Below are 13075 nucleotides of genomic sequence, written 5' to 3'. Positions count from 1 at the left end.
AACGAAGTAAGTTGAAATATTAGTGTCATAATTAGGTTAAATATTGTTTAAAGTAATGTGTTTGATGACGAAATAATAATGATTTGAAGGCGATTCGTCAGTGATAATAATGGTGTCTCCAAAATTAATTTCTTCGCCATTTTGACTTTTGATGTTAAGCGTAATAATATCTTTTTCGATTTGAAATTCAGCAGAACCTATTTTATCACCTGTGATTTTAGACTTCGATTTTCCGACTCTTCCGATGAAATCTGTTTCTTCTTCTCCGTGATAGCCTAATTCTGCATAAACTCTTACGAGTGGTTTTGTAATCCAATGCATCATAAAATAAGCGATAATAAAAACTGGAATTAAAATTAAAACAGAATACAATCCTAATTTGCTTAATCCAAAAACAATCGAAGAAATAATGGTAATCACCCAACTGATAAATTTGAACAAGGTAATAATTACCATTAAGGGAACTTTACCAACATTGATAAATTCTAAACATTTTGCCCAAAAACCTGGTTCGTGATGCACGTCTGCATCAGTATCGTGATCGGCGTCAATTTCGTGGTGCGCATCAACATCATTGATGTCTCCGATATGAAAATCTGAATCAGTTCCAAGGTCAATTCCGTCACCAGCTAACAATTGGAACACCCAATAGATAAGAGAAAATCCCATCAAAATGGTCATGATTCCATTGGCCAATGGATTGAAAAGAAGGTCTAAAATTTCGCTCATTTAGTGTTAATTTTTAGTGTTAAATAGCTCTTCTGAATGTGTAATAAATAATTTTCGTTGTGCTATTAATAGAAAGTGGAGTGGAAGTGATTAATTCCCAACCTTCATTTCCATATTTATTTAGTAAATCATCCAAAAAAGTTTTATCTATTTTGATAGAAAATAAGCCAGCGTTAGGCATTATTTCTATTGTTTTGTATTCAAATTTTGGCATATAGAATTCAATTTTAAAAATGAGTCAATGTATATAATTTAAAAGAAATAAAACTCACTATAAAGCGTGATTTATTCTTGATTTTTTGACTGAATTTTTAGCTTTAAAGCTTCTAATTCATTTTGAATCAAATCTCCTTTCAAGGTTTCATTAATTTCATCATCAGCCGTTTTCGAATTATCCGCTAAACTTCCGTAAGCTTGCGCAAGCGCTTCGTCTTCTTCTACTTTGGCTTTCATGCGTTCTAACATACTAATGGTGCTATTCGCATCAATTTTTGCCATTTGTTTGTTCACTTGTTTTGTGGCGTCGGCAACTTTTACACGTGCTTTTAACGTTGTCAATTCATTTTCCCATTTATTAATGTTGAATTTTAGAACTTCGACATTTTTATGCACTTCATTTGCAGATTTTTCATGAGTAATTACTTGATTTTCTAATTCAGTAATTTCTTCTAACAATTGGTTCTTTAAGCCCAAAGCTTCTTTCGCTAAACTTTCGGCTTGTTCAACTGTAATTTCGCTTCGTCCAGCTTTTTCTAACAAAAGAATTGCTTTTCGCTCGTAATCTGCCGCTTCTTCTTTCTTTTTGTCTACACTATTTTGCGAACGAATTGCCATTGCTTTTACTTTTGCATAAGCTTCTAATGATTGATTAAGATCATCGCGCATTTCGCGAATTCCTTGTTCAGTCATTTTAATTGGGTCTTCCATTTTTTCGACAACCGAATGTATTTCCGCTTGTCCAATTCTAAAAATACGTTTGAAAATATTCATAGTGATATTGTTTTATTGTTTAGAAAATTCGATTAATTGAGCAGAATATTCGCTCATCAATAAGCTCAAAGAGTTTAACGTTGCTTCAAATTCGTTTTGATCAAGATTCGCAATTTGAAGTGTGTAACGATAAATAACTTTGTTTCCGTCTTCTGTTATTGCAAAAGCACCATGAATGATATCGCGATTTTTCATCAACAACGCTTTTAGCATTTCCAGATTATCATTTGTAATTGTAAATAAATACAACTCAAAAATGATAACAGGTGGTGCAATTCCTACAATCAGATTTTGAACACCATCCAATAAATTTTCAATCATAAAAACACCTTCTTTTTCGTCTTTGTAACTGATGGTGTAATTGATGTTTTGAATAAAATTTTCAATCTTCGAAAAATAATTCATTTTGTTGTTATTAGTGTTTTTTGTAATTTGTTTCCATAAAATTAAACAATTTGCTAAAATAATTAGCAAATAAAAATGTTAAAATTTTAAATAATGACAAAAATAGGTGAAAATATAAAGAAATTAAGACAAGTTAAGAACTTAACTCAACAAGCTTTTGCTGATTTGTTTGAAGTTAGTAGAGGAAATATTTCATCTTACGAAGAAAAACGTGCAGAACCAAAAATTGAAACGATTTCTCAAATTGCTAAATATTTTAGCATTCCAATAAGTCATTTGATCGAAAAAAACTTAACAGTTAACGAAATATTACACTTTGATAACTATTTCGAGGAAGCTGATATGTTGCGAAATGTTAAAAATTTGAGCGCGATTCCTTTTTTATCTCGAGAAGTTATTCAAGCAAAAAAAGAGTTGTTTTCGAACTTAGAAAATTATCCTTCAATCTATTTTCCGATTTATAATTCGCATCAATTTATTGCGTTAGAATATTCTTCGAGTATCGCTTCTCCTATTGATTTTACAGAAGAAGAATCGTCTATTTTATTTTTTGAGCATTTGGAAGTGGAAAATTTACATTTGGTCAATGATAAATTTGGTTTGTATTTGAATGATGATGAAATTTTTGTTGGAAAGTTTATTCAACACGAAAATCAATTGATTTTGGAATTAAACCAATGGAAACAAATCATTTTTGATGTTGAGAATATTCAACATTTTTATCAGTTTTATGCGGTTTATAAGAAAGTTTAGCTAGAATATACGATTGATTGTGGTTTGTTTTTATTTTGTTTTTAAAGTAACTAATCGCATTTTAAAATCAATAAAATCTACTGTTTTATTTCCATCTTGGTCATAAGATATAAGAGTCTCACCAGCTTGTTGATACTTATAATTTTTAGGCAATCCGAACTTTTGAATTAAATTATCGTATTTTAAATATTCTTTCGGTCTGGAATTATAAAAAGTCAATGCAGATTTAATGTCATATAATAAGGTATCTGAAATTTCGTGTAATTGTCCATTTTTAAAAATTAATCGTTCTTCATAGAGGCACGAACAGTATTTGTCCTTTCCAACGGAAAAGCTAAAATCACTTGGACAATCATTGATTTCTTTAGAAGATTTTAATTTTTTCAAACGATTAATAATTGAATTAAATTCGTTCTCATTAATTAAAACAATTTCAGAATCTTTATTATAATACCCATTGTTTTCTTGACATTCAGGAGGAATATTATAATCTACGTAATTAGGAGGAAAAGACGCAATAATATCATTGATTTCTTTTTGTTCATTGCAAGAGAAAAAATAGAAAAGACTTAATAATCCAATAATAAAATACTTCATAATTAAGATTTTAAACTTTTAAACTTTAATATAAATCTTCTTTTTATCTAATAAATAAGCTAACCACCAAAAGAAGGCTAAGAAAATTAGCGAATAAACAAATGAACCAATTTCTGGAATTCCAGGAATCTTTGCGCAAATGTTTTCGTAAAACCAACCCAATGGTGAAATGAATTTGACTTCTCCTTTGTCGTTTAAACCAGCTTCAATTCTGATTAAACCTAATAATCGAGGTAATAATCCACTCAAAACAAAGATAAATAAAGGATTTTTTCCGAAAACATCAAAGAATTTCATGAAACCATTTTTGATTCCTAAAATTTCGATGAACCAAATCATTGCGCCAATTGTCAAAATTGCTAAACCAGTTGTGTTGAAAACATAAGAGCTGCTCCAAATCTTTTTATTGTACGGAAAGTCCCATTGCCAAATGTAACCAATTGTCAACGCAATTGTTCCTAAAACAAATAAACCAGCTAACATTTTATATTGCGGATTGTCTGTTTTTGGTAACGGACGATTCAACCAATTGATATTTCCTTGTTTCTGAATATAGTCACCAACCAAATACCCAAATAAAACTTGTGGAATGGTAGAAATTGTACTGAAAATTCCTTCTGGATCAAACGGAACACCTTCTCCTTTGTAAATATGCGCTAAACCAAGCAATTGATTATCGATTTTAGTTCCGATAAAACCTTCTAACGAATAAGGATCAGAAGTTCCAAGTCCGAAAGTTAAAACCCAATAAAGTAGAAGAATCGCACAACTTATCAATAAAACTTGTTTTTGTTTAAAATAAAAAGCAATAACCGAAGCGAAAAAATAAGCAATTGCAATTCGTTGTAAAACGCCCATAATTCGGATTCCGCTTTCTTCTGAATCTTTCCATGCTTTGAAAATTAGTTCATTATTATCCCACTTGAAAAATGGCCACCAATTGATGAATAATCCAATTCCGAAAATTAAAATTGTTCGTTTTATTACTTTTTGCCAAAAAATCTGTTGAGGCTGTTGTTGCAATTTCGGAATCACAAAAGCCATCGCATTTCCTACAGCAAACAAAAAGAATGGAAAAACCAAATCTGTTGGTGTGCATCCGTGCCAATCTGCATGTTCCAAAGGATCAAACATAGCTGACCAGTTTCCTGGATTATTTACCAAAATCATCAACGCAACAGTTGCGCCACGAAAAACGTCTAATGAATAATAACGAGCTGCTTTCATCTCTTTTGTGTTAATGTTTTAAAGATATAGATTTTTTGAATTTTTTGACAAAATGCTTTTCAAAAAGATACTAGATTATTCCTTACCTTTAATTGTCAATAACAAACAATAAATAAAATGAGAACGGAGTCTGATTTATTAGGAGAATTACAAATTCCTGAAACGGCTTATTATGGTGTGCAAACGCAACGCGCCATTAATAATTTCAAAATTTCCAATAATTATTTGTCGCATTATCCCGAATTTGTAAAGGCGCTTGGTGTTGTGAAATTAGGGGCTGCACAAGCTAATCATGAATTAGGAATTTTATCGAAAGAATTATTTGATGCGATTTCTTTTGCTTCAAATGAATTAATTGCTGGTAAATATACAGAGCAATTTCCGATCGATATGATACAAGGTGGTGCAGGAACTTCTACAAATATGAACGCCAATGAAGTGATTGCAAATATTGCTTTGGAGCATTTAGGAAAACAAAAAGGTGAGTATCAATTTTGTTCGCCAAATGATCATGTCAACCTTTCGCAATCTACGAATGATGCGTATCCATCTGCCTTGAAATTAGCATTATTTAATATGAATAAGCCTTTGATTGATGCATTAACTTCGTTGTATGAAGCGTTTGATAAAAAAGGAAAACAATTTGGTAATGTTATAAAAATGGGACGTACGCAATTGCAAGATGCGGTTCCAATGACGCTTGGTCAAGAGTTTGAAGGATTTTCGAATACGTTGCATAAAGAAGTTGATAATTTGAATCGAATTGCTGCTGAATTATTAGTAATTAATATGGGGGCAACTGCAATTGGAACTGGATTGAACGCTGTTCCGGGTTATGCGCAATTGTGTACAACTAAAATTGCTGAAATTATGAATGAAGATGTTTCGTTGGCTGATAATTTAGTGGAAGCAACTTCGGATACAAGTTCGTTTGTGGATTATTCTTCAGCTCTGAAACGTCTTTGTGTGAAGTTGTCTAAAATTTGTAATGATTTACGTCTGTTGACTTCAGGTCCGAGAACAGGTTTGTTTGAGATTAATTTACCTCCAAAACAACCGGGATCTTCGATTATGCCAGGGAAAGTAAATCCAGTAATTCCAGAAGTAGTGAATCAAGTTTGTTTTAAAGTAATTGGAAATGATTTATCAATAACAATGGCTGCAGAAGCTGGACAATTACAGTTGAATGTGATGGAGCCGATTATTGGTTTTTCGATTATGGAATCGATTCAATATTTAACAAATGCGATGAATACGCTACGTGTTGAATGTGTAGATGGAATTACAGCGAATGCAGAACATTTGAAAAATGAAGTTCAAAATAGTATTGGAATTGTGACGGCGCTAAATCCTTATATTGGTTATAAAGCAAGTACAAAAATAGCGAAAGAAGCTTTAGAGACTGGTGGAAGTGTTTATCAATTGGTTTTAGATCACGGTTTGTTGTCGAAAGAACGTTTGGACGAAATCCTTGATCCTAAAAATATGCTTGGACCACATATATAGAAGTAAAAAATTAGAAATACGAAGTTAGAGTTGTTGAGTTTCTAACTTCGTAATTCGAGTTTCGTATTTCTTAGAATCCGTGTAAATTCACATCATCAGTTGGAAGTAAATCAACTTTTTTACCCATTTTTTTCTGAATGATTTTGAAATGATGTAAATCTTCTTCCGTAATCAAACTAATTGCTTTTCCATTTGCATTTGCACGACCTGTACGCCCAATTCGGTGTACATAATCTAAAGGTGAACGAGGTAATTCATAATTAATAACAGTTGGTAAACCTTCGATATGAATTCCGCGTCCAATCAAATCAGTTGCAACCAAAACTTTAATATCACCTAGTTTAAAATCTTCCAAATTATCCATTCTAGCGCCTTGGGATTTTTTACTGTGAATCGCCATTGCAGAGATTTTATTCTTTTTTAATTTTTCTACTAAATTATCTGCAGTTCGTGTCGAAGAAACAAAAACCAAAACTTGTTCTAAGTTTTCAGATTTAATTAAATATCTTAAAAAAGGACCTTTTGTTTCGGCATCAACTTTATAAGCAACTTGTTCGATTTGTTCCAAATCAATTTCTTGTTTTTTGATTTCAACAACAATTGGATCAATACTTAATGTAGATTTTATTTCATCAATTTTATCATTCAAAGTCGCAGAAAAAAGAATCGATTGTTTCTTTTTCGGAACACTTTTCAAAATTCGGTTCATTTCATCTCCAAATCCTAATTGGAACATTTTGTCTGCTTCGTCAATCACCAAATATTGCAATTGATCCAATGATAACGCATTATGATCCATTAAATCCAATAAACGACCAGGAGTTGCAATCAAAATTTCTGTTCCATACAAATTTTTCATCTGTGGATTAATCGAAGTTCCTCCATACACCGCTTGCGTTTGTACCTCACGGCGTAAAGCAGTTCGCAATCCTGCAAAAGTTTGTTCAATCTGAACTGCTAGTTCACGTGTTGGAACTAAAATTAACGCTTTTATGTTACGAGATTTTTCGTACGATTGATGTTGAATTTTTTGTAGCAAAGGCGCAACAAAACACAAGGTTTTTCCAGAACCAGTTTTTGCAATTCCCATCACATCTTTTCCTTTTAAAATAGATGGAATTGTTTCGGTCTGAATTTCAAAAGGTTTTAAAAATCCAAGTTTTGTAATTGCTTTTGATAAATATGGTGATAATCCTAAATTTTCGAATGACATAAATTGATATAAGACTGCAAAGGTAGAGATTAAATTTGAATGATATTTTAGGAATAATTACTCGTTTAATCATTTTTAATCGTGATGAAAATGAAAGTTTTAAAATCGTTTCTGAAATATTTCTAAAAATCTTTTTAGAAACAGTCAAATTATCGAAACAACGATTGAAAACAGAAATAATTTCTGTTTAAAACTTTATTAAAAGCTTTTTGCTTAATAAAACTATCGTTAACTTTGATTCTTATGAAAAAAGATCAGTCTAAGATAATTCGTGAGCAAGCGCCAAGATCTGCTACTCGCGAGCATTCGGTTCCATTATATTTAACATCAAGTTTTATTTTTGATAGCGCAGAGCAAGGACGTGCAATTTTTGCAGAAGAAGAGCAAGGTATGGTTTATTCACGTTATGCAAATCCAAATACAACAGAGTTTATTAATCGCGTTTGTGCTTTGGAAAAAGCAGATGCAGGTTTAGCTTTTGCTTCGGGAATGGCTGCTGTTTTTGCATCTTTTGCTTCGTATATAAAAAGTGGAGATCATATTGTATCGAGTCGTGCAATTTTTGGTTCTACACATCAATTAATTACGCAATTATTTCCGCGTTGGGGCGTAACTTATACATATGTAGAAACGCCAAATATCGAGGATTGGGAAAAAGCAATTCAATCAAATACAAAAATTGTTTTCTTAGAATCGCCTTCAAATCCTGGATTAGAATTATTTGATTTAGAAGCTTTGGCAAAATTGAAAGAAAAACATCCGAATGTTATTTTTGCAATTGACAATTGTTTCGCAACGCCATATTTACAACAACCTTTGCAATTTGGATTTGATTTATCTATTCATTCTGCAACAAAATATATGGACGGACAAGGTCGAGTTTTGGGTGGAGTAGTTGTAGGAAAAGAAGAATTAATCAATGAAATGATGTTTTTTATTCGTCATACAGGTCCGGCGATGTCGGCTTTTAATGCGTGGACAATTTCTAAAAGTTTAGAAACGTTGCCACTTCGTATGGATCGTCATTGCGAAAATGCGTTGGCGTTGGCAGAAGCTTTGGAAAATCATGCTGAAATTGCAGATGTGAAATATCCATTTTTACCATCGCATCCGCAATATGAGTTGGCGAAAAAACAAATGAAAGGCGGGGGTGGAATCGTAACATTTGAAGTGAAAGGAGGAAAAGAACGTGCTTTCAGATTTATTGATGCATTAGAAATGATTTTATATACGTCTAATTTAGGAGATTCGAGATCGATTGCAACGCATCCAGCAACTACAACTCACGCAAAATTATCAGATGCAGAACGTGCAGATTTGGGAATTAGGCCAGGTTCTATTCGTTTATCGGTCGGTTTGGAGGATAAAGTGGATATTATCGAAGATATTTTGCAAGCGTTAGAAAAAACTAAGGTTTAATTAATTGATTAGTTGTTGATTAAATATAAATTTTAATAATTTATTCATTTCAGCACGGACTTTGCTTATTCTAAACGAAAGTTTAGAATATGAAGAAGTTTTTAATTTTTGGTTTTGCGTTGTTTACAATGTCAAGTTATGCGCAAAATAGACCAAATGATGGAAATAATAGAAATGTCGATGTTTTAATTGAAAGATCTGATTATTACGGAATATCATCAAGTCAAAAAAATAAAATAATTGCTTTAAAAAAACAAGCAAGTAAAGATTTCGAAAGAGTTGGAAGAGATCGTAATTTATCTGGTTACGAAAAAGGTAGAAGAAAAAGAGAGATTTCTTACAATTTACAACGTGATATTGATAAAATCTTAAACGATAATCAACGTTATAAATGGTCAAATTCTCATCGTGACGATTATTACAAAGACCGAATTGATGATCGATTAGAGCGTTTAGAAGACGAATACGAAAGAGATATCAAGCGAATAGAACGTAATTATTCTCACGATAAAAATTTGATGAAACGTAAAAAAGAAATCAGAAAAGCAGAATATAAACGCGCGAAAGAGCGTTTGAAAAATGTGAAAGATTATTATTAAAATAAAAGGATCCAATAATTTATGGATCCTTTTATTTTTTATATTGATTTGATAAAATTTTCTACTTGTTCCTCTGGTGTTGTCCAAGAAGTGACTAATCTAATTGCAGAATTTTGTTCATCAATTTTTTGCCAAATATAAAACTCAAAATCTTGTTGTAGTTTTTCGATAATTGAATTTGGTAAAATAGGGAAAATTTGATTGGAAGATGGTTCTGTCAAAAAGTTGTGACCTTTTGCTGAAATAGCATTTGCTAATTTTTCTCCCATTTGATTGGCGTGTTTTCCCATCTCGAAAAATAAATCATCTCGAAACATTTCCGAAAATTGAATTCCTATCAAACGTCCTTTCGCTAACATTCCGCCTTTTTGCTTAATATGATAACGAAAATCTTCGTCCAATTTTAAATTATTTATCACAATTGCTTCACCTAAAAGTGCACCATTTTTAGTTCCACCAATGTAAAAAACATCTGCAAAATTTGCCATATCTTCTAAGTTTAAATCACATTTAGAAGAAGTTAAAGCAGAAGCTAAACGTGCGCCATCAACAAAAAGGTATAAATTATTTTCTTGGCAAAAATGATAAAGCTTTTGCAATTCCTTTTTTGAATAAACACTTCCAACTTCCGTAGAATTAGAAATATAAACCAATTTTGGCTTTACCATATGCTCGTCCGTATGTGTGGCAAGAATAATCGAAATTTGCTCAGGAGTTATTTTTCCATTATCCGTCGCAATGGTATTTATTTTATGTCCTGTTGCTTCTATCGCGCCCGTTTCGTGAACGGCAATATGCCCGCTTTCGGCTGCAACTACAGATTCGTGTGGTTTTAGAATAGAAGAAATTACAATTAAATTGGCTTGTGTTCCACCAGAAACAAAATGAATTGCTGAATCTTTTTTCAGTCTTTTTTTGATGAACTCTCTTGCTTCATTGCAAAATTCGTCTTCGCCGTAACCAATTGTTTGTTCTAAATTTGTATCGATTAATCGTTGCAAAATTGCTGGGTGAGCACCTTCGCTATAATCATTTTTAAAGCTATATTTTTTCAAAATTGAAATCTTAAATTTTGAGAATAAAAGTAGGAGTTTTCCTAATTCTTTCCTATTTTACTATCTATTTTTACCAATTATTTAAACTGAATTATGAAGATTTTAGTCGTAGAAGATGAAATAAAATTGCAAGAAACGATTGTTGAGTTTTTAGAAAAAGAAAAGATGATTGTCGAAACTGCGGATAATTATCAACAAGCTTTGGATAAAATAATTTCGTTCGATTATGATTGCATTTTATTGGATATGATGTTACCAGACGGTGATGGAATGTCTTTGTTGAAGGAATTGAAGAATCTTCATAAAGAAACTTCGGTGATTATTTTGTCGGCGAAAGATTCGGTTGATGATAAAGTAGAAGGATTATTGGTTGGCGCGGATGATTATTTAGCGAAACCATTTCATTTTGCTGAATTATTGGCTCGAATTAAAGTTGCTTTGCGCAAAAATCTACAAAAAGGAGAGGATGTTTTGAGTTATAAAAATATTCAAATTTTTCCCGAAGATCGTTTGGTAAAAGTAAATAATATCGAACTGAAATTAAACAGAAAGGAATATGATTTGCTGTATTATTTTATGTTGAGACCCGAACGTGTTTTTCAGAAAACAACTTTAGCAGAAAGTGTTTGGGGAGATCATATTGAGCTATCTGATAATTTAGATTTTATTTATTCGCAAATAAAAAATCTAAGAAAAAAAATGAAAGAAGCAAATTCTGAAGCCGATTTACAAGCGGTTTATGGGATTGGTTATAAGTTGATTTAACATGAAAATATCACTAAAAAATTATACATTTCGTTACCTCACATTTTGGTTGCTTATCGTTATTGCGATTTGGGCATTTCTTTTTCATTCCTTGATTTTGGATGAAGTTTATGACAATGTAGATGACGGATTAAAGAATCAAAAAATTGAAATTATTCGAGAAGCTTATCGCGATCCGAATTTATTAAATACAACCGAATTTGGATTAAGTCAATTCAAAATTTCCAAAGTTGATCCAAGTAAATATGATGAAAGAAATCACTTTTCGAATGAGTTGGTTTACATGGGATACGATGATGATATGGAACCTTATCGTATATTGAGAACTGGTTTTTATGACAAAGAAAATCATCCGTATTCATTAGAAATAAGAACCTCAACAGTCGAAGAAGATGAATTGATTTATGATTTATCGATTTCTTTGATTGCGTTGTATGTTTTTATTTTGATTAGTATTTTATTGATTAATCATTTTGGATTGAAAAAAGCCTTCAAACCTTTTGGGCAAATTATTTCTCAATTAAGAAAATATGAAGTAGGAAATAACGAAAAACCAAAACTTGTCGAAACGAATGTGAAAGAATTTTCTTATTTGCAAAAAGAAATTGAGCGAATGATTAATCGAAATGATGAGGTTTTTAATTCACAAAAATTGTTCATCGAAAATGCTTCCCACGAATTGCAAACACCTTTGACAATTGCGCTAAACAAACTTGATTTGCTAATAGAAAATTCAGATTTAAAAGAAAAAGAGGTGATGAGTTTGGTAGAAACCAAGCAAACACTTTGGCGAATGGTGAATCTTAATAAATCGTTGTTAATGTTATCTCGAATCGAGAATAATCAATACAAAAATAATGTTGAAGTTAATTTTACAGCTTTGACAAAAGATTTGATCGAAGATTATGAAGAAATTTTAGAAGCAGAAGAAATTAAATTAGAAACGAATTTTAAGGCAGATTTTATTCTTGATTTTAATATCGATTTAGCGCGAATTTTAATTTCAAATTTGATTCGAAATGCGATCAAACATAATAATGATGAGAAAATTATTAAGATAGAAAGTGATTCAAATCAATTTATAATTTCGAATACAGGGAAAAACGCAACATTGGATTCGAATCTTATTTTTAGTCGTTTTTATAAACAAGGAACAAGTGATGGAAATAATGGCTTGGGGCTTTCGATTGTGGACACGATTATCAAAAATCAACAAAATTTGACGTTACGTTACAATTATGAGTTTCCTTTTCATCAATTTATTTTGAAAAAATAAATTATTCCCAAATCTTTCCTAATTCACTTTGCAACTTTGTCTTAATAATTATAAAATCAAACAAAATGAAAAAGTTTTTAAGTGTTATCATGTTAAGTGCAACGTTGATTTCTTTTGCTCAAGATAAAGCGATAAAATATAACCAAGTTCCAAAAATGGGACAGCAATTTATCAACAAATATTTTGGTGCAAAACAAGTTGGTTCTGTGATGTTGGACGACGATTATTTTTCGAAAGAATATAAAGTGTATTTGGCAAATGGAACAAAAGTAGAATTTGATGGAGACGGAGCTTGGAAAGAAGTCGATGGAAAACGAAATGCTATTCCAACAGGATTTATTCCAGCTAAAATTTCGAATTATGTGAAAAGAAGTTTTCCGAATACTACAATAACAAAAATAGAAAGAGATCGAAAAGAAATTGAAGTGAAATTGAACAATGGACTTGAATTAAAATTTGATAAAAACGGGAATTTTAAGAAAATTGATGATTAATAAATAAAATAAAAAACTCCAACTAAACTTTAGTTGGAGTTTTTTAT

Annotated in this window: 15 protein-coding genes; 7 read left to right on the top strand and 8 right to left on the bottom strand. The window is 31.2% G+C overall.

From position 1 onward, the window contains the following. Positions 1–36: 36 nt before the first annotated feature. The 4 genes from B4H69_RS02975 to B4H69_RS02960 all read right to left on the bottom strand — a co-directional run bounded on the left by B4H69_RS02975 (position 37) and on the right by B4H69_RS02960 (position 2124). A complete protein-coding gene (locus B4H69_RS02975; protein ID WP_280045195.1) occupies positions 37–729 on the bottom strand; it encodes an OB-fold-containig protein in 693 nt (230 codons plus the stop codon). A 19-nt stretch (positions 730–748) separates the two neighbouring features. Further along, complete coding sequence (locus tag B4H69_RS02970; RefSeq protein ID WP_280045196.1) at positions 749–943, bottom strand: DUF4177 domain-containing protein; 195 nt, start codon at positions 941–943, stop codon at positions 749–751. A gap of 71 nt (positions 944–1014) precedes the next feature. Further along, a complete protein-coding gene (locus tag B4H69_RS02965) occupies positions 1015–1719 on the bottom strand; it encodes a PspA/IM30 family protein (RefSeq protein WP_280045197.1) in 705 nt (234 codons plus the stop codon). A gap of 12 nt (positions 1720–1731) precedes the next feature. Continuing rightward, on the bottom strand, positions 1732–2124 hold the full coding sequence (locus B4H69_RS02960) for a hypothetical protein (protein WP_038332747.1): 393 nt from the start codon (positions 2122–2124) through the stop codon (positions 1732–1734). 93 nt (positions 2125–2217) lie between these two features. On the opposite strand from B4H69_RS02960, the gene B4H69_RS02955 reads away from it, so the two are divergent. Further along, a complete protein-coding gene (locus B4H69_RS02955; protein WP_038332559.1) occupies positions 2218–2877 on the top strand; it encodes a helix-turn-helix domain-containing protein in 660 nt (219 codons plus the stop codon). A gap of 30 nt (positions 2878–2907) precedes the next feature. Here B4H69_RS02955 and B4H69_RS02950 read toward each other — a convergent pair whose 3' ends face one another. Together B4H69_RS02950 and B4H69_RS02945 are read right to left on the bottom strand one after the other, a co-directional pair. Beyond that, entirely contained in the window at positions 2908–3474 is a 567-nt protein-coding gene (locus tag B4H69_RS02950; RefSeq protein ID WP_038332561.1) for a hypothetical protein, read from the bottom strand. An 18-nt stretch (positions 3475–3492) separates the two neighbouring features. Continuing rightward, complete coding sequence (locus tag B4H69_RS02945) at positions 3493–4701, bottom strand: acyltransferase family protein (RefSeq protein ID WP_180905236.1); 1209 nt, start codon at positions 4699–4701, stop codon at positions 3493–3495. Between the two features lie 108 nt (positions 4702–4809). Here B4H69_RS02945 and aspA point away from each other — a divergent pair, with 108 nt between their 5' ends. Beyond that, positions 4810–6207 (top strand): aspartate ammonia-lyase, encoded by a 1398-nt coding sequence (aspA, locus tag B4H69_RS02940; protein WP_286475745.1) that lies wholly within the window; start codon positions 4810–4812, stop codon positions 6205–6207. A 70-nt stretch (positions 6208–6277) separates the two neighbouring features. Here the strand turns inward: aspA and B4H69_RS02935 are convergent, their stop codons facing one another. Then, positions 6278–7420, bottom strand: a complete 1143-nt coding sequence (locus tag B4H69_RS02935) for a DEAD/DEAH box helicase (protein WP_286475726.1) — start codon at positions 7418–7420, stop codon at positions 6278–6280. Between the two features lie 243 nt (positions 7421–7663). Between B4H69_RS02935 and B4H69_RS02930 the strand changes: the two genes are divergently transcribed. Further along, complete coding sequence (locus B4H69_RS02930; RefSeq protein WP_280049430.1) at positions 7664–8839, top strand: trans-sulfuration enzyme family protein; 1176 nt, start codon at positions 7664–7666, stop codon at positions 8837–8839. An 89-nt stretch (positions 8840–8928) separates the two neighbouring features. After that, the gene (locus B4H69_RS02925) at positions 8929–9438 is read left to right on the top strand and encodes a hypothetical protein (RefSeq protein WP_286475725.1); all 510 of its coding nucleotides are present in this window, start codon (positions 8929–8931) and stop codon (positions 9436–9438) included. A 38-nt stretch (positions 9439–9476) separates the two neighbouring features. Here the strand turns inward: B4H69_RS02925 and B4H69_RS02920 are convergent, their stop codons facing one another. After that, positions 9477–10493, bottom strand: coding sequence for a threonine aldolase family protein (locus tag B4H69_RS02920; protein ID WP_280036984.1), 1017 nt, complete (start codon positions 10491–10493; stop codon positions 9477–9479). Positions 10494–10586: 93 nt separating this feature from the next. On the opposite strand from B4H69_RS02920, the gene B4H69_RS02915 reads away from it, so the two are divergent. The 3 genes from B4H69_RS02915 to B4H69_RS02905 all read left to right on the top strand — a co-directional run bounded on the left by B4H69_RS02915 (position 10587) and on the right by B4H69_RS02905 (position 13028). Then, positions 10587–11258, top strand: coding sequence for a response regulator transcription factor (locus tag B4H69_RS02915; RefSeq protein ID WP_221854497.1), 672 nt, complete (start codon positions 10587–10589; stop codon positions 11256–11258). A gap of 1 nt (position 11259) precedes the next feature. Then, the gene (locus B4H69_RS02910; RefSeq protein WP_221854498.1) at positions 11260–12534 is read left to right on the top strand and encodes a sensor histidine kinase; all 1275 of its coding nucleotides are present in this window, start codon (positions 11260–11262) and stop codon (positions 12532–12534) included. A 65-nt stretch (positions 12535–12599) separates the two neighbouring features. Then, complete coding sequence (locus tag B4H69_RS02905) at positions 12600–13028, top strand: PepSY-like domain-containing protein (RefSeq protein ID WP_219034883.1); 429 nt, start codon at positions 12600–12602, stop codon at positions 13026–13028. Positions 13029–13075 lie beyond the last annotated feature (47 nt).

Origin of the sequence: Empedobacter sp. UBA6745, from assembly GCF_002453775.1 — a bacterium.
GTDB classification, from domain to species: domain Bacteria; phylum Bacteroidota; class Bacteroidia; order Flavobacteriales; family Weeksellaceae; genus Empedobacter; species Empedobacter falsenii_C.
This window is presented reverse-complemented; position numbering and strand designations above follow the sequence as displayed.